This window comes from Candidatus Hydrogenedentota bacterium (assembly GCA_018005585.1).
In the GTDB taxonomy this organism is placed as follows: Bacteria; Hydrogenedentota; Hydrogenedentia; order Hydrogenedentales; family JAGMZX01; genus JAGMZX01.
In genome coordinates, this window is sequence record JAGMZX010000109.1 from 1 (window position 1) to 20,522 (window position 20,522).

Sequence of the window (20,522 nt, forward strand, 5' to 3'; positions counted from 1 at the left end):
ATTGCCGCGAAGGAAACGGGCCGTCCCGTGGCGCCGATTATCTCGCCGGAACTGGCAAAACTATACGACGCGCTCGGGCTGGACGAAACACGCGAGCGCGATCCCGGGAAGCCCCAGAAACCTATTGTATGGACAAGAATCCACAATCTCCCTGATTTCGTCTACTTCGACCACCGCGCCCATGTAAACGCAGGCGTCGCATGCCAGCAATGCCACGGAAACGTTGAGACGATGGAACGTGTCCGGCAGGTCGAAACACTTGCGATGGGCTGGTGCGTGAACTGTCACCGGCAGTCAAATGAGATTGGCGTTCAGGGAAAGCCAGTGAACGCATCAACGGATTGCACCACATGCCATTACTAAGAGTCTCGCGTGGCACGGGCGTCCCGCCCGCGCTCAAGAACTACGAGCAAGCGCTCATGCTGGGTGATGATGCCAAGAACACGGAACAGGCAGGAAATCGTTCATGAAACGGCAAATCGAAAAACACTACTGGCGCAGTCCGGATGAGGCCGGGAGGCTTGTCGGGGACGACGCCGTATACGAGCGTGACATCGACGCATGGCGGGAGCCGGCGCCGGGCCACCTGAACCGGCGCAGCTTCCTGAAAGCAGCTGGATTTGCATTCTCCGCGGCGGCGGCGGCGGGGGGATGCAGCAAGGCACCCACTCAATATGCGCTGCCCTATCTGAATCAACCCGAAGGCAGGATTCCGGGCCGTGCCGAGTTCTATGCCTCCGTGTGCGGGGCCTGCGAGGCGAGTTGCGGAATACTGGTCAAATGCCGCGATGGTCGCCCCATCAAGCTGGAAGGACTGCCTGAGCATCCCATGTCTCGCGGCGGTCTGTGCGCAGTGGGTCAGGCGTCACTATTGGGCCTTTACGACGCGCGTCGCTTGCGCGCACCCCGCATCCAGGGCCGGGATAGTTCATGGCCGGAAGTCGATCAACAACTTCTCGCCCGATTCGACGAAGTGCGCCGCGCAGGCGGGGCCGTTCGAATTCTTTCGCGCACCGTCACGAGTCCAGCGCTGCAATCGGCCATCGATAGATTCCTGGAATCGTTCACGGACGCAAGGCACGTTGTCTATGACACCCTTTCGGCGGCGGCCATCCTTGACGCGCACGCGGCAACGCACGGTGTCCGTGTATTGCCACGCTATCAGTTCGACCGCGCAAGAGTCATCGTGAGCATTGATGCCGATTTCCTTGGCTCGTGGGTCAGCCCCGTAGAATTCACGTCGGGTTATCGCGCGGGACGACAGCTCGATGAAGGCGCGCCTCTCATGTCGTATCATGTGCAGTTCGAGCCGCTCATGTCGCTCACCGGCGCGAACGCCGACGAACGGCACCGAATCGCCCCGGCCGAAGTAGCGGCCATTCTGACCGGCCTTGTTTCGCGCATTGCGCCAGATACGGACCGCCTTGGCGATATACGGACGGACGGGGAACTGGAAAAGGTGCTCGATGCGGTCGCGGCGCGCCTGCTGCAGGCGCGCGGCGCGAGCCTGGTCGTGTGCGGCAGTCATGATACCGCGGCGCAGCGCTTGTGCAATCTCATCAACGAGGTGCTCGGTAATTACGGCGCAACCATTGATATGGAACGTCCCTCGTTTCAAAGACAGGGCGATGATGCCGCGTTGGCGGCGCTGTTGGGCGAATTGCATGAAGGGAAGGTGGCCGCGCTGATTGTTGCCGGGTTGAATCCGGTATACGAAGTCGCTGGCAATGCGTGTTCGGCGGAAATCCTGAAGCGTGCGGGCCTGGTCGTTTATTGCGGCGAGCGGGATGACGAAACGTCCGCCTGTGCGCGCGTCCAGTGTCCCGACCATCATTTCCTCGAGTCGTGGCTGGATGCCGAGCCGGTCAGCGGCGTGGTCGCGTTACGTCAACCGGCCATCCGGCCCCTGTTTCAGACGCGGTCGGTATTGGAGAGTCTGCACGCGTGGACCGGCCGGCCCATGGAAGGCTACGAAGCGCTACGAACCTATTGGCTCGAAAACGTGTATCCGCGCGTTGCGGCCGCCACGTCTTTCGACGCGTTCTGGGACCAGACACTGCGCGACGGCGTGGCGCGGGTGCGTCCCCGTGAGGCACCGCAAACGGTTTTCAATGCGGCGGCGGCCACGGCCGTCTCGCCGCCACAGGCTTCGGCGGACAACTCATTCACTCTCGTGGCCTATCCGAAGGTTGGACTGTTTGACGGACGGCATGCGTACAACGCATGGCTGCAAGAATTGCCCGACCCGATATCGAAGGTGACGTGGGACAATTATGCCTGTCTCTCCGTGGCCGCCGCGGCGCAGCTTGGCGTGCGCGACGGCGACGTGGTGTGCATCGGCGCCGAGGAACAGTCTATCGAACTGCCTGTCTGTGTGCAGCCGGGCCAGCACGACCGAATCGTCGCGGTGGCGCTGGGTTACGGCCAAGCGGTGACGGCGCGCTTTGGAGGGATTGGCCCCGATTGGCTTCTGAAGCAGAGCACCGTGGGTGAGTCCGGCCTGGTGGGAAAGCATGTGGGGCCGTTGCTGCAATTCGCCCCCGGTGCACCGCGCAATCAAAGAGCGGGCGTGACCGTCACGCCCTCGGGGAAGCGCGTCGAACTAGCCAGCACGCAAACGCATCACACCATCACCGTTCCGGAACATCTTGCGCCCGCGGGCGGCCTGCGCCGCCCCATCCTGCACGAGACAACGCTCGCCGCCTACGTACAGGATCCGAAAGCCGGCCACCCGCATGTGCATCATATGGTCGAAGGCGACCTCTATCCGGACGACCACCCGAAACGCGGGCACCACTGGGGCATGGCCATAGACCTGACCGCGTGTACCGGCTGTAGTGCCTGTGTCATCGCGTGCCAGGCCGAAAACAACGTGCCCGTCGTAGGCAGGGACGAGGTTCGGCGCAAGCGAGAGATGCATTGGATGCGCATCGACCGCTATTACTCGGGCGAGAGCGACGAGGTCGATGTGGCGCATCAGCCGATGCTGTGTCAGCACTGCGACAACGCATCCTGCGAGAACGTGTGCCCGGTGCTTGCGACGGTCCACACGGATGAGGGCTTGAACGCGCAGGTGTACAACCGCTGCGTCGGCACGCGCTATTGCGCGAACAACTGCGCGTACAAAGTGCGCCGCTTCAACTGGTTCACGTACGGGCACGACGACCCCGTCGAGAATCTCGTGCTGAATCCGGACGTGACGGTGCGGTCGCGCGGGATCATGGAAAAGTGCTCGTTCTGCGTGCAACGCATTCAGGAAGCGAAAATCGAGGCAAAACGGTTGGGCGTGAAGGTATCGGACGATATGGTGCAAACCGCGTGCCAGCAGTCGTGTCCCGCGGGAGCCATCGTGTTTGGCGACAGGAATGACCCCGAGAGCCGGATCGCGAAACTGATCGCCGGCGGGCGCGCCTTCCGCGTGCTCGAAGAAATCAACGTGCGGCCTTCGGTGACATATCTCACGCTGGTCCGAAATCGGGCTGGCGCGGAAGAAGGAGACGTGCATCATGGCTGATGTGCAAGCATCCCTGCGAGAACCCTGGATTCTTGGCGAGAAACGCCCGATCGACGTCTCGAACGACATCTGCGCCATCCTCGAACGCAAACCAACACGTATGTGGTGGGTGGCGTTCGCCGTCTCCGTGTCGGTGCTCGCCGCAGGCATGGCCGCAATTGGCTACCAAGTGATGACCGGCATCGGTGCGTGGGGACTGAATCGTACCGTAGGCTGGGCTTTTGACATTACCAACTTCGTGTTCTGGATCGGGATTGGCCACGCGGGCACGCTCATCTCCGCGATCTTGTTCTTGTTCCGCCAGAAATGGCGCACCTCGGTGAACCGCGCGGCAGAGGCGATGACCCTGTTCGCGGTTGCGTGCGCCGGGCTCTTTCCGCTCATTCATATGGGACGCCCCTGGCTCTTCTTCTGGATTTTCCCGTATCCCAACTATCGGGGTCCGCTCTGGGTGAATTTCCGGTCGCCGCTCGTGTGGGACTTCTTCGCCATATCGACATACTTCACGATTTCCGCGATGTTCTGGTACGTCGGTCTGGTCCCCGACCTTGCCACCATCCGCGACCGCGCGAAGCCCGGCCTGCGCCGGAAGGTCATGTCGGTTCTCAGCCTCGGATGGAACGGCTCCTACCGAAGCTGGATCCGCTACGAGGTCGTTTATCTGCTGCTTGCCGGGCTGGCGACACCGTTGGTGGTTTCCGTACACACGATCGTGAGCTGGGACTTCGCCACCTCGATCATCCCGGGGTGGCACACGACGATCTTTCCTCCGTATTTTGTCGCAGGCGCGATCTTCTCCGGATTCGCGATGGTGCTGACGCTGATGCTGATTGCGCGCAAGGTCATGGGGCTCGAAGACTACTTCACGCTGCGGCACATCGACGCCATGTGCAAGGTGATTATCGTCACCGGCAGCATCGTTGGCCTGGCCTACTTGACGGAGTTCTTCACCGCGGCCTATTCGAATAACCCGTATGAGCAGTTCGTCTTCCTGAATCGCGCGATGGGACCCTACGCCTGGGCGTACTGGATCATGGTGACCTGCAACGTGGTTTCGCCGCAATTATTGTGGTTCAAGAAGACGCGGGAGAACCTGGCCGCCGTATTCGCCCTGACTATCGTCGTGAATATCGGCATGTGGTTCGAGCGATTCGTGATTATCGTCACGTCGCTCCACCGCGACTACCTGCCCTCGAGTTGGGCGGACTATTCGCCGACTCTAATCGAGATTGTGACCCTCTTGGGCACTTTTGGCCTGTTTTTCACGCTTTTCCTGCTGTTCTGCCGGTTCCTGCCCGTGATCGCGATCGCGGAGGTCAAGGGTGTGCTGAGCCACGGCCGCAGGCCGCACGCCGCGCCGGAGTCCGTGCCGGCCGGGGCGCACCGTCCGCCGCGGCGCCGGGAACGCGAACTTGAGGAGGTCTACCAATGAGCCGCCGTGTGTTCATGAGCGTTTACGAACGGGAAGAAGACATTCTGGGCATCGCTCGCGCCGCGCGCGGGCAGGGCCTCAAGATTCTCGATATCTACGCCCCCTACGCCGTGCACGGACTCGACCAGGCCGCCGGATTTCGGCCCTCGCGCCTGCCCTTCGTCTGTTTTCTGCTGGGCCTGGCGGGCGCCGCGTTCAAGGTGTGGTTTGAGTTCTGGACCACCGCCGCGAGCTGGCCGGTCAATGTCGGCGGCAAGCCCTGGAATTCACTGCCCGCATTCGTTCCGGTCACTTTCGAAGTAATGGTCTTGTTTGCCGGAGTTGGAACCGTGGTCGCCCTCTTCATTTCGGCGAGACTCTGGCCGGGCAAGGAGTCTCCACCCGTGTACCCCGGTACGACGGACGACCGCTTCGCCTTGCTTATTGAGGAAGTGGATGCCACGTTCGATCCCGGCGAGGTGAGGCGGCTCTGCGAGCAATTCAACGCAGTACACATCGAAGAACGGGAAGAAGCAGCATGAAACCGCGATCCTATGTCAATCTCGCTCTGTTCGCCGCTATCCTTCTGACCGCGGCGCTGACACTGGCGATGCGGCGGGACACATCGCAGCCGAACTTCATGTTTCTTCCGGAAATGGTCTATTCCGTTGCGTACGATGCCTTCGCGCCGAACCCGGTGTTTGCGGACGGACAGACCCTTCAGACTCCGGCGCACGGCACTATTGCGCGCGGCCGGACTCCTCTGCATTACACCGCGGCGCCCGAGGACGCGGTGCGCGCTGGCGCGGAGTTGAAGAATCCCTTCGAAACGCCGACGGGCGAAAGGGCCGAACAACAACGGCAAGCGTATCTCGACCGTGGCGCACAGGTGTTCCGGTCGTTCTGCATCCCCTGTCATGGCCCGTCGGGCGCAGGCGATGGCCCTGTCGCGCGGCGGGGATTTCCGCCGCCGCCTTCGCTGACCGGCGAGCGCGCCGTCAACATGAAAGACGGACAGATGTTCCACGTGCTGACCTACGGCCAGGGCAATATGGCGTCTTACGCTGCTCAGGTCTTTCCCGAAGACAGGTGGAAAGTAATCCTGCACATACGCGAACTCCAGCAAATGTCCGCGACCGCGCAGGCAGATGCGCCGGCGCGCGCGGCCGACGCCCTGACCCAACCGGAGACCCAGCCATGAGCAGCAGTACCACGGTCATTGCCAATGGTAACGGCCACGAAAGCCGCGACCATGTGCCCGGGGCCGACCTGTCCTCGCCCGCGGTGCTCGAACGGGTGACCCGCTTTGAATTGCGCGGCGGGACGCGACGGCTGATGTTGGCGCTGCTGGGGCTGGGTTTGGCCGGCTTCGTGATCGGGCTGGTCTTTGCGCCGTCACGCGCGTGGGCTTCGCTGCTGCTCGTCAGTCAGTACTTCGTTGGCCTGTCGCTGGCCGGCCTGTTCCTGGTTGCCGTGCTGTACGTATCCGGCGCGGGCTGGGGCGTGGCCATCCGGCGCATCCCGGAATCGTTGGCGTTGCTGCTGCCGCTCGGCCTGGCCGGAACGTTCCTGGTGCTGCTCGCGGGCCGCACGCTCTACCCTTGGACAACCCTGGAAGGAGAGGTTGCGTATGCGGGCTTCAAAGGCTTGTGGCTGAACTATGGTTTCTGGTTACTGCGCGCGGGAGTATACGCCGCGCTGTGGCTGGGGTTCGCCGGCGTGCTGCTGCGCCATTCACGGGAACAGGATTTCGACGGCGAGATCTGGCACACGCACCGCAACGCCCGCGTTTCCGCGGCCTTCCTGGTGGTGTTCGCGTTGACCTGCTGGCTGTCGAGCGTCGATTGGGTCATGTCGCTCGAACCCGACTGGTACAGCACGATCTTCGGCGTGTACAACTTCAGCGGCCAGTTCTGCTCCGGGCTCGCCTGCACGATAATCGTGGTCGCCTGGCTGCGCGGCCGCGGCGCATTGAGCGGGATTGTCACCGATGAACACTTCCACGATCTCGGCAAGCTGCTGCTCGGTTTCACGACGTTTTGGGCGTACATCTGGTTCAGTCAGTACATGCTCATCTGGTACGCGAACATCCCCGAGGAAACGAGCTACTACATTCCGCGGGTGCAGGGCACCTGGGGCCCGCTCTTTCTGCTCAATGTTGGCCTGAACTGGGTGGCGCCCTTCTTCGCGCTGCTGCCGCGAGGGGGCAAACGAAATGCCTATGTCCTGACCCGCGTGGCCGTTGTCGTGCTTGCGGGCCGGTGGCTTGACCTGTACTTGATGATCTATCCGTCCCTTTCACCTGCTGGTCCGTCTCTTGGCCCCGTGGAACTCCTGCTGTCGCTGGGCGGGGCGGGATTGTTTGTGCTGTGGCTCGGCCGGGTGCTGCAACGGTCAGCGCTAGTTCCGCTGAGAGATCCTTATCTTCAGGAAAGCCTCGGGTACCATCAGTAGGCCGGGGCTGTGCCGCGAGCGCTTGTTCCCGGGCTATGGTCCCCTTCGGATATGCATTTCGCCGCGCCACGTGCCGCCGCACACGAGACGGACGGCCAGACGCAACATGGTACGGCCTTTTTCGCCCGCAACCACTTGGTCCGTGCGCAGCACGCGCCAGGCATTGGGCCGCTCAAGCGGCGTTACAAGCCTTGGCGCCTCTGCTCCCGCGACCAGGAGTGTCACCAGGTCCGTTTCAAGTTCGGCGTCGCCGTCGCGCTTGATGATTTCAACGATATACTCGCCCGGCTTTTCAATGCAGGGCGTCAGGTCCACTTCCGCTGTTTGCCATTCCGATTTTGGGGCGATGGCCGCCCAGGCTTCGACGGATTCCCATGCGGGTTCCTCCGTCTGTCCGGGTGGCGGCGCGCCATCCGCCGCGTCAAATGCGGCGAATTGCAGAATGACTGGCGGTTGCGCTGACTTCACGATGCGCAGGCGAAGCGCCTCGAACTCTGTTCGCTCAAACCGTTCGATGCGCTTGTAACCGAGCGATTCCGCTTGGGTCAGCTTGCGCCAGGCACCGCCGGTCTTGCCCTCGACCATAAATTCCCGTACCGCATGTCCCTGGCGTATATCTTCCATAATCACCACGTGCGTGACGGCCGTTGGCGCGGCAAAACTGACCTCGAATTCCGTGCCGGCCCCGGATATTTCGCCCTTCTTGTTTGCGTAGACGCCGCGGATGGCCTCGCCGAATTCTCGGTACCGGCGCATATGCGATTCTGGGATGCGGCCCGTCGTGTCCGGTGTCGCGTTGAGCAGGAGCACGCAGCCGCGGCCGACGGACGCGCAGTAGATGTCCATCAGCGTTTCCAGGGACTTGATCATGCCGTCGGTTTCCGGCGCCCAGAACCATTTGTGGTCCAGCAGCGGCGTATCCATCTCCATGGGCAGCCACACGTCGCCGTCGGGGTCCGAATGGGCGCCCGTTGCGACACCCGACAGAGCGTCGGCGCGCCGCACGGTCTGCCATGCGGGGTCGGGCGCGATGCCCTGTTCGTTGCCGGGCCAGCGAAGTGTCGCAAGGGGACCTTGAAAGACCATCGCTTTTGGCGCGTATTGGAGAATTATGTCGCCCAAGTCGACCACGCAACTGCCGTCGAACCAGAGTTCCGAGATCTCGCCGTAGCGCGTCAGGACCTCGGTCCACTGGCGCCGCAATACCTGGTTGTAGGCATCTTGTTTTGCAGGGTCCGCGGTCCTGCCGCCGCTGCCGATGCCCGCGCCCCATTGATCGTCGCCCGGATAGATGTAGATCCCCAGTCTGAGTCCATGCCGGCGGCAACTCGCGGAGAGTTCGGCGAGGACGTCGCCTTGCCCGTCTTCCCACGGGATGTTGCGCACGGAGTATTCGGTCGTTTCGGTAGGCCACCAGCAGAAGCCGCCGACATGTTTCGCGACAAAGAGAATCTGTTTCGCGCCGAAGGATTCCGCCGCCGCGCACCATTGTTCCGTGTCGAGCGCGGCCGGGTTAATTTGGTCCAGCGGCGTAGAGTGGTCGTCATATTCGCGGCCTTGCCAGGTACAGGGATCGAGGCAGAGAAACATCTGGATTTCCATTTCGTGCCATGCGAGCTGCTCCGGCGTGGGGATGCCGCGCGCGGCGTGGCGCGCTTGCGTCCCCATCTGGCGGCAGATGCGCTGAATCACCGCGATTTCGGCAGGGTCATAGGGCGTGCCGTCCGCGTGGAACAGGTCATGGAACCAGATTTCGGGTTCCGGCGCGCCGGGCTGCGAGTCCCAGGAAAACTGCGCCTGGGTGCGTCCATTCACCAGTCCCCAGCAGAAGCAGCTTACATTCTCGCGCGCGAAGATTGGCAGGTCCGTTTCCCACCGGCTGCCCCGAAGCCGCGCCATCCATTCAGTGCAGACAATGGGGCGTCCCTGCGCGCGGTGCGCGACGATGGCCTGTTCCTGACCGGCCGCGCCGGCATAGGCGTGGTAGGTGATGATGTCCGAGAGGGCGGCAATACGCGTGTTCATGGGCTCCATGCCGGACCATATGCCCACGGACAGTGGCTGGCTTGGACCGGCCTCACGCGCCCAAGTGAACGCGGCTGCCATCAGCGGCGTGGATTTCTCGCCCATATCGGAGTTGCCTGGTTCGTTATACAGGTCCCAGAAAACGATGCGCGTGTCGTCCTTGAACGTGCTGACGACGTCGCCCACATAGCGTTCGAGGTCCGGCCACGCGTTGCGATCCGTCACCCTGCTCAAACCGGGGCTGGGCGTCCAACTGGGGAGGATCATGCCGGGAATTGGGTCGCGTTGTCTGCCAATCCGCGGTTCTGTCAGGCGCGGCTTGCCGAACGTGCAGTCATCGAAGAGGACCGGAACGACGCTGATGCCTTTGTGCGCCGCTATCTCGAGAAAGCGCTCCAGCCGATTCTTGAAACCGTTTGGGTCGTGCTGCCAGACCAGATATTGCAGGAACACGCGGCAAGAGTTGAAGCCCGTTTGCTGCGCCCAACCCAGCTCGCGCTCGATGGTGGCTGCGTCGAAGGTGTCGGCCGACCAGAATTCGGTGGTGTTGCAGGCGGTGCTGGGCACGTAATTGAAGCCGCAGACCCACGGCTGATGTTCTTGCCAGTCTTGGGCGCGGGTAACGCTCCAGCGGCCTTCCGCGTGTTCATGCGTCGGGTCGCCGCTGCCCGAAGCACAGGAGACCGTGAGGACGAGCAGGGGAAGGACCAAAGGCCACGATTCCTCTCCGAACCGCATGGTTTTCCTCCTGAGACGAGACTGCGCGACGTGCGACGACACCTTCACAACGGCAATCTCCGCACTGCCGTTTCAAATGGGCGGCACACCGGTGCGCGGCGAGGCGCGTCCTACCAGAAGATATAGTAGAGAAACACGGTGACGCCGATAATGGCCACCCCCGCAAGGGGCACAACCGGCGAATGTGTCATGTCGAAGTCCTTGTTAATCGGCATGACCACGGGCTTGCTTAACGGCTTGATCGCGGTCACGACGGCCATGACCAACGTCAGGCAGACCGCGGTGATGGCCATCTGGTTGAGGAAGGCAATGTTGCCTGTCCCGTCCGCGCTCAGAGACCCCATGAAGGGGAACGCTTTCACGATCGCGGTCTGCACTGCGCTGAAATGCAAGGCGCCGTATATCGGCACGTTGGCCAGCATGGCTGCGATGGCGGCGGCGGCAGGGGTGCGCCTGACAACCAGGCCAAACACGAACGCGGTGAGGATGCCGGGGGAGATGAAGCCCTGGAAATCCTGGATGTAGTGGAAGACGCCGCCGAACTTCGGGTCGGCCAGCATGGGCGCGATCAGGCAGCCGATCACGACGAAGACCACCGTTGTCGTTCGCCCTACGAACACCAGTTGCTTCTCGCTCGCATCCTGTTTGAAGAAGCGGCGGAAAAGGTCCATGGTGAAGATGGTTGAAGCGGAATTGAGCATCGATGCGAGGGAACTCATAACCGCGCCCGCAAGCGCCGCGAGCATGAAGCCCCTCAGGCCTTGGGGGATGAGGTGGCGGATCAAGACAGGGTAGGCCGCGTCTTTTGCCGAATCTCCGCTGCCCAATTCCACCGGGTAGAGTATCCAGGCCATAATGCCGGGAATCACAATCACGAAGGGGATGAGCAGCTTCAGGAAGGCGGCGAACATGACGCCTTTCTGGCCTTCACTGAGGTTCTTGGAGGCCAGCGTGCGCTGGGTGATGTATTGGTTAAGACCCCAGTAATAGAAATTCGGTATCCAGATACCGAAGAGCAGGGCGGTGAACGGCAGTTCGGGGTGGCTGTTCGGCAGGCTCATGTGCATCTTGTCGCCCGCCTGTTCCATGAGCTTGTCCCAGCCGGCGGCGAGACCGCCGTCGGGCGTCATGGCGTGGAGGCCGAAGAACAGGACGATGGCGCCGCCGAGTATGAGCGCGGAGCCCTGGATCAGGTCGGCCCAGATGACGGCCTTCAGTCCGCCGAAGGTGGTATAGGCGGCAGCCAGCACGCCGATGAGCCAGATGCTCGGAACGAGCGGCCAGTCGAAAATCTCGTGTATGGTGAGGCCGCCGGAGTACACAACCGCGACGATAGTCACGCAGACGTAAATGACCATGAGGAACAGCGACATGATCGTGCGCGCCGCGGCGTTGTAGCGGTATTCCAGGTATTCCGGGATCGTGAAGATGCCCGCGCTGAGAAAGCGGGGAAGAAAGAAGATGGCGACAAAAACGAGCGTGATGGCTGCTATCCATTCATAGCTGGCAATGGCGAGCCCGACATTGCCAGCGCTCGCGCCGCTCATTCCGACGAACTGCTCGGTCGAGATGTTCGCCGCTATCAGCGAGAACCCGATGAGCCACCACGTGGCGCCGCGTTCCGCGAGGAAGTAGCCCGCGCTGTCTTTTTCGTTGCGGCTCTTGTACATGCTCACGCCGAGAACCGCCGCAATGAACGCGACAATGGACAGGTAGTCGATCAACGTCATGCTCATGTTCAGATTTCCCTTTCGGCAAGCGGGAGCGGTCCCCGGTTGCCTATTCGACTGAGAACTTGTAGACCGTGGTCGTATCGTATTTCTCGCCGGGCCTTAAGACCGCCGGAGGAAAGGCCGGCTGATTGGGAGAGTCCGGGAAATGTTGGGTCTCCATGCAGAATCCGAAGCGGTGCGCATAGGCGACGCCGTTCTTGCCAACGTCCGTGCCATCCAGGAAATTGCCCGAATAGAACTGGAGCCCCGGTTCGGTCGTATAGACTTCCAAAACCCTGCCGCTCTCGGGCGCATGGACCCGCGCCGCCAGCGTCAGGGCGCCGGGCGCTTCCTTGTTCAGTACGAAGTTGTGGTCGTAGCCGCCGCCGAATGCGATCTGCTCGTCGTCCGCCGCGATGTCGCGGCCCAGCGGTTTCGGTGCGCGGAAATCGAAGGGCGTTCCCGCAACCGGCCGCAGTTCGCCGGTCGGGATCAGTGTGTCGTCGACCGGCGTAAAACGGTCGGCGTTAATCATCACCAACTGGTCCAGAATGTCGCCGTTGCCCGCGCCGTCGAGATTGAAATAGCTGTGGTTGGTGAGGTTCAACACGGTCGGCGCATCCGTGGCGGCTTCGTAGTGCATTTGAAGAGCGTTGTCGGGTGTGAGCAGGTAGGTTACGGTCACCGTCAGCGTGCCCGGATAGCCCTCGTTCCCGTCCGGGCTAACCAGCCGGAGTTTCAACCCGGTTGTGCCGGCGTCTTCAAACGGTGTCGCCGTCCAGACCTGCCTGTCGAAGCCTTTCAAGCCGCCATGGAGAGCATTGGGCCCGTTGTTTACCGCAAGGGCGTACTCCTTGCCGTCCAGCGTGAATTTGCCCTTGGCGATACGGTTGCCGTAACGGCCAACGACGGCCCCGAAGTAGGGGTGCTTGCCCAGGTAGCCGTCGAGCGTGTCGAAGCCCAATGTGACGTCTGCCAGCGCGCCGTTGCGGTCGGGCGTCAGGACCGATTGAACGATAGCGCCGTAATTCGTGACCCTGACCTGCATTCCATTCGCATTGGTCAACGTGTACAGGGAAATGTCTTGGCCATCGGGCGTCACGCCATAGGGCGCGACGCGCACGCCCGCCTGCACGCCGACGCAGGCGGGGCGCGATTGGGTCGGACACGTGGCGCAACCCGCCCACACTGCCGTGAAGACCAATATCCCTATGATCCGAATTGCTGCGCAGTTCATGGCGCGTTCTCCTTCCGGTATTCCATCCATTCCTGCCGCGATCTGACATCTCGGCCCCCGCCCCGCCAGGAAAGTCTCTTCTCGGAAAGATATCAGAACAGGCCCTCAAAGCTCACCTCACTTATTCTTCCGTGACCACGACGCACTGGTAATGGGCGATTCCTGAGAAAGCGGCACGGAAGTTTCTTTAAAGAGTGTCAAGAAGACGATGAGGGGTACGGGTTCCATCCGCGTCTTGAGGAGAGCAGCATTAGCTGCTGCAACTAATAGGGCTCTTGCCCCGGAAGCACAGCGTCAGGTAATCTCGGGCAGGACGTGCCGGAGAGGCCGGGTTGACGGCGTAGTGGGAATTTGTATGAGGAAGTGGGGGTCGTGTCCGTGCGTACGACGATGAAGGGGTCAAGGAGAACCTGACTATGAACGGGTGGATTAGCGTGCATAAGGGCCGGTATCTTTCACGTGCGGGGGTCTTCATGGCGACAATTCTGGGGGCCTGCGCCGCTGCTGAGGATACCCCAACCGCAACGCTGACGCTTCGGGCGGACCTGCCCGGCGCCGTAATAAGCCGCAACCTGTACGGCCACTTTTCTGAACACCTGGGCAATTGCATCTACGGGGGGTACTGGGTCGGCGAAGACAGCCCGATTCCCAACACGAATGGGATCCGGAATGACGCGGTCGAGGCATTGCGGCGTATTCGCGTGCCGGTGTTGCGCTGGCCTGGCGGTTGCTTTGCCGACGAGTACCATTGGAAGGACGGGATCGGCCCGCGTGCGGAACGGGCCACCATGATTAACACGCACTGGGGCGGAGTCACGGAGAACAATCACTTCGGCACCCACGAATTCCTCGAACTCTGCCGGCAACTGGATTGCGAACCATTCATCACGGGGAATGTGGGCAGCGGCACGGTCCGCGAACTGTCGGAATGGGTCGAATACGTTAATTTTGGCGGGGTAAGCCCCATGGCGGACCTGCGGCGGGCGAACGGCCAGGACGTGCCGTGGAGAGTCAAGTACTGGGGGATTGGAAACGAGAATTGGGGTTGCGGCGGCAACATGAAAGCGGATTACTACGCCGACGTGTACCGCCAATTCTGCACGTACGTCCGCGACTATCCCGAGGCCCCGGCTTTCCGAATCGCCTGCGGACCCTACGCGGACAATCTCGAATGGATGGAGACCCTGATGCAAAACATCGACCTGCGCATGATGCAGGGAATCGATCTCCACTACTACTGCGGTTCGGGCGAGAAAAGCCGGTCGGCGACGGATTTCACGGAGATGGACTGGTTTCATCAACTGAGGCGGGCGCTGCTGATAGACGGCCATCTGGCCGCGCAGTCGTCGGTCATGGACCGATACGACCCCGAGAAACACGTGGCGCTTATCGTGGGCGAATGGGGCGCGTGGCATGACCAGGAACCGGGAAGCACGCCCGGGTTCCTTTATCAGCAGAACAGCCTGCGCGACGCCCTCGTGGCGGCCATACACTTCAACATTTTCCATAAGCACTGCGACCGGGTCCGCATGGCCAATATCGCGCAGACCATCAACGTACTGCAGGCGATGATTCTCGTCAAAGACGAACAGATGGTCCTTACGCCAACCTATTATGTATTCGACATGTTCAAGGTGCACCAGGACGCCGTTTCGCTGCCCGTCGAGTTGGAGGCCCCCGAGTACCGCTTCGACGGCCAGTCCATACCGATGGTGACCGCTTCCGCGTCGAAAGACAACGAGGGGCGCATACACCTTTCTCTGGCTAACACCGACCCGAACCGGGCCGTGCGTATCGAATGCGCGCTTGGCGGGACGGCCGCGGCTTCTGCCGTGGGACTCCTGCTGACGGCGCCGGCGATCAATACGGTCAACACCTTTGAGCACCCGGACGCGGTCAAACCGGTGGCATGGAACGAGGCCGCGATTGCCGGTGGCCGTCTTGAGGCGGTGTTGCCCGCCAAGTCCGTTGTGCTTCTTGAAATCATGTAAGGAACGAGGCCTTATGATGCTGAGACGAAGAATGATGACGCTGTTTGCCGTAAACCTGGGACTTGCGGGGACTCTGTGCGCGTGTACTTCGGCCGGGGACGAGCCGGGCGGCATTGACGCGCATTCAGACGGTGGACGCTGGACCGCCGAGCACGCCCAGGCGTGGTACGCGGCGCAGAAATGGCTGGCAGGGGCCAACTTCGTGCCGAGCACCGCATCGAATCAGCTCGAGATGTGGCAGGCCGGGACTTGGGACCCCGAAACCATCGACCGCGAACTCGGATGGGCCGCAGCTATCGGTTTCAACGTGATGCGCGTGTATCTGCACGATATGTTGTGGACCGCGGATGCGGGGAGTTTTGAACAACGTATTGAGGAGTATCTGTCTATTGCGGACCGGCACGGCATCAAGACGGTGTTCGTCCTGCTCGATTGTGTATGGGACCCGTATCCCAGACTGGGACCTCAGGAGGAGCCGGTTCCACACGTGCACAATTCGCGTTGGGTGCAAAGCCCTCACGTAGACGTGCAAAAGGAGCCTGACCTCTATGAAGAACGGCTGAGACCCTATGTAACGGCTGTCCTGACCCGGTTCAAGGATGACAAGCGCGTGCTGGCCTGGGACCTGCTCAACGAACCGGGCAACCCGGTGACGCAATACGAGGACCACTGGGCGCAGGAAGAACGGGAAGCCGCCCACCTGATCCTGTTGAACAAGCTTTTTGACTGGGGACGCGAGGTCAATCCATCACAGCCGCTGACGGCCGGGATGTGGGTCGACGTGGGGCGGCGCACCAACCCGGCGCCGCCGCTGGACAACGTAATGTTGGAGCGGTCCGACGTCATCACGTTTCACTGCTATGGCCCGCTTGCGGACGCGCGCGCCGCGGTGGCCTGGTTGAAGCGTCTGGGACGCCCGATCATCTGCACGGAGTACATGTCGCGCGGCTCGGGCAGCACGTTCCAGAGCATCCTTCCGTATTTCAGAGAGCAAAATGTGGGCGCAATCAACTGGGGGCTCGTCGACGGCCGTTCGCAGACGATCTACCCGTGGGATTCGTGGACGCGGAGATACACGAGAGAACCGGCGCCCTGGTTCCACGATGTATTCCGAAAAGACGGCACACCCTATGCCGCGGACGAGATTGCACTGATCCGGAAACTGACGGGCATGCAGGAATAGTCAAAGGAAAGATATCCCTGCCGCGGGTCTTATGCCGAAAATGACAGGGACTGAAAACGTGATGGGACTCTGAACATCAAGGAGAGGAAAGACAGATGGAGCTCATCCGCGTCCACGAAATCATGCTGACTCATCCGGAGCACGCTCAATTGCCCTGCGACCCTGACTACGCCTTCGGGGCCGCTTTCGTTACCGGCGAGTTCTGTCCTCTGTTGACGGCGTCCGTGCCCCTGTACGACGCGGGCTTGTTCCACGCGGACGCCGTGTACGACGTGGTAAGCGTGAGCCGGGGCATGTTTTTCCGGCTGGAGGAACATCAGGCGCGTTTTGCGCGGTCCTGCGCGGCCGTTCGCGTGCGCAATCCCTTCGACCGGGAGCGCGAAGCGGAGATCCTGCATGAACTGGTTGCCCGCGCGGGGTTGCGCGACGCCTATGTGTGGTGGACGGTCACGCGCGGTATTCCTCCCATGGGCCGGAACGAAATGGTGGACCCGGTCAAGTTCGACAACCAGTTCTACGCGTTCGCCACGCCGTTTGTGTTCCTCTTTGATGACGACCAGCGCGCCCGCGGCATCGACCTTATTGTCAGCCGTGACCGTATCCGTATCCCGTCCCGCGCGGTGGACCCAACGGCCAAGAATTTCCACTGGCTCGATATGCAGATGGCGTTGTTCGAGGCGGGCGACCGCGGCGCGGAGTGGGCCGTGCTCGCGGACGCGGACGGCTATCTCGCCGAGGCCACGGGCGCGAACATCTTTGCCATTGTGGAAGGCGTCGTGGTCACGCCCGACTCCGGCTGTTTGGAAGGGCTCACGCGTCAGAGTGTCCTGGAACTCTGTGCGGAACTGGGCATTCCCGCGGCATGCCGCCGGGTTCACGCCGAAGAATTGCGCAAGGCCGAGGAAGTATTCATGACGACGACGGCGGGCAGCATCATGCCGGTGCGTAGCGTGGACGGCAAGGCAGTCTCCGGAAAGGAAGGTGCGGGCGGGACGTCCATACGCCTGCACAATCTCTATTGGGAGAAGCGCTGGGCCGGTTGGCACGGCACGCCGGTGCGATATGAACTGGCCGGAGGGCAGTGACGGACGGACCCGCCGTGCCGCGGCGGGCCAACCGGGGAGCGGAATACCGGGATGCGTGTTACATGCTTATGTTTGAACCCATAGGGAGTAGCAGTGTGTATTATCATGGCATGCAGTTCGACAGACGCCTCAGGCGGCTCGCGACGGTTCTTGCGCTCTCGTGTTCGGCCGCTCGGGCGGAGACCCCGATTGTGGATTTGTGGCGGTTTACGACCGAAACGCCGCCCGAAGGCTGGCAGCAACCGGATTTTGACGACAGCACGTGGCAAGAGGGGTACGGCGGCTTTGGCACGCCCGGCCGCGACAGACTGCGTGTGGACACGTCTTGGGAAACGGCCGACATCTGGTTGCGCAAGGTCGTGGAGGCCGGGGAGGGGGCGGAAGAACACGCGCTATACATCTGTCACAATGACGACGCCGACGTCTACTTGAATGGGCGTCTGATTGCGACGCTAGGTGGGGCCGTTCTGCGATATAAGCTTCTTCCCGTCGGCGCGGAGGGCGCCGCTGCGCTGCGACCGGGACACAATGTGCTCGCGGTTCACTGTCACAACGAGCGCGGCGTTCAGTTCATCGACGCGCACTTGGTTGCGGCCGGTTCTGAACCTGTTCTACCTCCCAAACACAGCCAGACTGTTCCGTTCAAGACCAGTCTCGTGACGCGATGGGGTCTTGAGGTCACGCCGGAGAACGCGTGGACCGAGTATCCGCGGCCGCAGATGGTCCGGCAAGCATGGCAGAACCTGAACGGTCTCTGGGAGTATGCGGTTACGCCTGTCCAGCGGCAGGAACCGCCGCAAAACTGGGACGGCGAAATCCTTGTTCCGTTCGCGCTGGAATCGAAACTCGGCGGCGTGCAGCGATTGCTGCAGCCCACGGAAGCGCTGTGGTACCGGCGCTCGCTGGAACTCCCCGGCGCGGCAGGCGCGCGAACGCTCTTGAATTTCGAGGCCGTCGACTACCATTGCGACGTCTGGCTGAACGGGGCGCACGTGGGGAACCACCAGGGCGGCAATACGCCGTTTTCGCTGGATGTCACAGACGCTGTTCGGCAGGGCGCCAACAATCTCATCGTACGGGTGGAAGACGCCACCGAATCCTGGCAACTGCATGGGAAACAGGTTCTTGCGCCCCGGGGCATCTGGTACACGCGCGTGTCCGGCATCTGGCAGACGGTCTGGCTTGAACAGGTCCCCGAAACGTACATCGAGGACTTGCACATTGTCACCGATGCCTCGTCCGGCACCATACGCCTCTCGGCGGACTTGGGCGGATCCGGCGGTTCGGCAGTACTTCGCGTGACGGTCAAGGACGGCGATCAGACGGTCGTTACGGGCGAGGGAGGCTCGGCCGGGCTTTCCGTTTCCGTAAATAATGCCAAGCTTTGGACGCCGGATTCGCCCCATCTTTACACGCTCGAGATTGAACTGCTTGACGCGCAGGGCAGCACCGTGGACCGTGTCTCTTCCTACGCGGGCATCCGGAGCGCAGGCAAGGCTCGCGACGCGGCGGGGCATTTGCGTTTCACGCTGAATGGCCGGGAGATTTTTCACTTGGGGCCGTTGGACCAGGGCTGGTGGCCCGATGGCCTGCTCACGCCGCCGTCCGACGAAGCGATGCTGTACGACATCGAGTATCTCAAGGCCGCGGGGTTCAACATGATCCGCAAGCACATCAAGGTGGAACCGCGCCGGTATTACTACCACTGCGACCGGCTTGGAATGATGGTGTGGCAAGACCAGCCGAGCGCCGGAAACGGACCTTCGTGGAAATTCGTTCAGGCGGACCCGGTGGATGCGGACTGGCCGGAGGAACATCACAAGCAGTACCTGCGGGAACTGGAGTGCATGGTCGACTCGCTTGAAAACAATCCGTGTATCGTGGTGTGGGTGCCGTTCAACGAGGCATGGGGCCAGCACCGGTCAGTGGAAGTCGGCCGCTGGACCGCGCAACGCGATCCCGGCAGGCTGGTGAATATCGCGAGCGGCGGCAATTTCTGGACTGTCGGAGACATTGTTGACTTTCACTCTTATCCAGAACCTGATTTTCCCTTTGATGAAGCGCGTTTTGGCGGATTCATCAAGGTGGTCGGTGAATTCGGCGGCCACGGATTTCCGGTGGAGAATCATCTGTGGGATCCGGCCCAGCGCAATTGGGGATACGGGCAGTTGCCCGCAACGGCCGAAGAGCACCAGGCGCGGTATCGCGCGTCCCTCGTGCGGCTCGGTGAATTGCGCAAGCTGGGTATTGCGGGCGGGGTGTACACGCAGACGACGGACGTGGAAACCGAAATCAACGGCCTGCTGACTTACGACCGTGCGGTGGCCAAAATCCCCGCGGCGGAACTGGCGGAACTGCATCGTGCGGCGCTCGGGAATCTTTAGAGCGGCGCGGAGTGATGCGGGCGACATTCCGGACGGAGCGATGAATCGATGAACAAGCGATATGCACTCGTGACCGGCGCATCGACGGGCATCGGCTATGCCAGCGCGATAGCATTGGCGGAGAAGGGCTTTCACGTGTTTGCGGGGGTTCGCAAAGATGCGGATGTGGAGCGGATTCGTGCGGAGGGCGGCGGCAAACTCGAACCCGTCATGCTCGACGTGACGAGCGCCGACCAGGTCAAGTCGGCGGCGGCATACGTGAGGGGCACAGTTGGGGAGGCCGGTTTGCACGGGCTCGTAAACAACGCGGGAATCGGTGTTGCGGGGCCGCTGGAGTTTATCCCGATGGAGGACTTTGACCGTCAGTTGCGTGTTAATGTTACTGGCGTTGTAGCCGTCACGCAGGCATTTCTCCCTCTGCTGCGCGCGGCTTCCGGCAGGTTGTGTCTGGTCAGCTCCAATAACGGGTTTCTCGCGGTGCCGTTCATGGCGCCGTATTCGGCGTCCAAATTCGCAGTGGAAGCGATAGGCGATTGCCTGCGCGTGGAACTCGCGCCGTGGGATATCCGGGTCAGCCTGGTAGAACCCGGCGCGATCCAGACGCCAATCTGGGAGAAAGCCAAGGCGGAAAACGAGGCCATGCTTGCGCGCATGCCTCGCGAATGCCAGGCGCTCTACGACGACGCGATTGAGCTGCTGCGCAAAGAAGCGGACAAAGCGGCCCGCCGCGCTTCGCCCGTGCGCGTTGTGGCCGAATGCGTGGTGCACGCCATAACCGCGCGCAGGCC

14 protein-coding genes are annotated in these 20,522 nt (G+C 61.9%); 11 read left to right on the top strand and 3 right to left on the bottom strand.

Annotation, left to right across the window (positions count from 1 at the left end; translation table 11 throughout):
• From KA184_16635 to KA184_16660, 6 genes are all read left to right on the top strand, one after another.
• The coding region (locus tag KA184_16635; GenBank protein MBP8131207.1) for a cytochrome c3 family protein at window positions 1-363 on the top strand (363 nt) is incomplete at its 5' end.
• Between the two features lie 103 nt (window positions 364-466).
• Complete coding sequence (locus tag KA184_16640) at window positions 467-3,514, top strand: 4Fe-4S dicluster domain-containing protein (GenBank protein MBP8131208.1); 3,048 nt, start codon at window positions 467-469, stop codon at window positions 3,512-3,514.
• Entirely contained in the window at window positions 3,507-4,946 is a 1,440-nt protein-coding gene (gene nrfD / locus KA184_16645; protein MBP8131209.1) for a polysulfide reductase NrfD, read from the top strand. Before KA184_16640 ends, nrfD begins: the two co-directional genes overlap by 8 nt.
• Window positions 4,943-5,467, top strand: coding sequence for a DUF3341 domain-containing protein (locus KA184_16650; GenBank protein ID MBP8131210.1), 525 nt, complete (start codon window positions 4,943-4,945; stop codon window positions 5,465-5,467). Before nrfD ends, KA184_16650 begins: the two co-directional genes overlap by 4 nt.
• A 68-nt stretch (window positions 5,468-5,535) precedes the next feature.
• A complete protein-coding gene (locus KA184_16655) occupies window positions 5,536-6,126 on the top strand; it encodes a cytochrome c (protein MBP8131211.1) in 591 nt (196 codons plus the stop codon).
• Window positions 6,123-7,379, top strand: coding sequence for a hypothetical protein (locus KA184_16660; GenBank protein ID MBP8131212.1), 1,257 nt, complete (start codon window positions 6,123-6,125; stop codon window positions 7,377-7,379). Before KA184_16655 ends, KA184_16660 begins: the two co-directional genes overlap by 4 nt.
• A 33-nt stretch (window positions 7,380-7,412) precedes the next feature.
• On the opposite strand, the gene KA184_16665 is transcribed toward KA184_16660, so the two are convergent.
• The 3 genes from KA184_16665 to KA184_16675 form a co-directional block, all read right to left on the bottom strand.
• Window positions 7,413-10,142, bottom strand: a complete 2,730-nt coding sequence (locus KA184_16665) for an alpha-L-fucosidase (protein MBP8131213.1) — start codon at window positions 10,140-10,142, stop codon at window positions 7,413-7,415.
• Window positions 10,143-10,252: 110 nt separating this feature from the next.
• A complete protein-coding gene (locus KA184_16670) occupies window positions 10,253-11,872 on the bottom strand; it encodes a solute:sodium symporter family transporter (GenBank protein MBP8131214.1) in 1,620 nt (539 codons plus the stop codon).
• Window positions 11,873-11,921: 49 nt separating this feature from the next.
• The gene (locus KA184_16675) at window positions 11,922-13,091 is read right to left on the bottom strand and encodes a galactose mutarotase (GenBank protein ID MBP8131215.1); all 1,170 of its coding nucleotides are present in this window, start codon (window positions 13,089-13,091) and stop codon (window positions 11,922-11,924) included.
• 473 nt (window positions 13,092-13,564) lie between these two features.
• On the opposite strand from KA184_16675, the gene KA184_16680 reads away from it, so the two are divergent.
• The 5 genes from KA184_16680 to KA184_16700 all read left to right on the top strand — a co-directional run.
• Window positions 13,565-15,082: an alpha-N-arabinofuranosidase gene (locus KA184_16680; protein MBP8131216.1), complete on the top strand. Its 1,518-nt coding sequence runs from the start codon at window positions 13,565-13,567 to the stop codon at window positions 15,080-15,082.
• A gap of 34 nt (window positions 15,083-15,116) precedes the next feature.
• On the top strand, window positions 15,117-16,265 hold the full coding sequence (locus KA184_16685) for a cellulase family glycosylhydrolase (GenBank protein ID MBP8131217.1): 1,149 nt from the start codon (window positions 15,117-15,119) through the stop codon (window positions 16,263-16,265).
• A gap of 95 nt (window positions 16,266-16,360) precedes the next feature.
• Window positions 16,361-17,350, top strand: a complete 990-nt coding sequence (locus tag KA184_16690) for an aminotransferase class IV (GenBank protein ID MBP8131218.1) — start codon at window positions 16,361-16,363, stop codon at window positions 17,348-17,350.
• 110 nt (window positions 17,351-17,460) lie between these two features.
• Entirely contained in the window at window positions 17,461-19,734 is a 2,274-nt protein-coding gene (locus tag KA184_16695) for a glycoside hydrolase family 2 (GenBank protein ID MBP8131219.1), read from the top strand.
• A 48-nt stretch (window positions 19,735-19,782) separates the two neighbouring features.
• On the top strand, window positions 19,783-20,522 hold a 740-nt coding region (locus KA184_16700; protein ID MBP8131220.1), incomplete at its 3' end, for an SDR family oxidoreductase.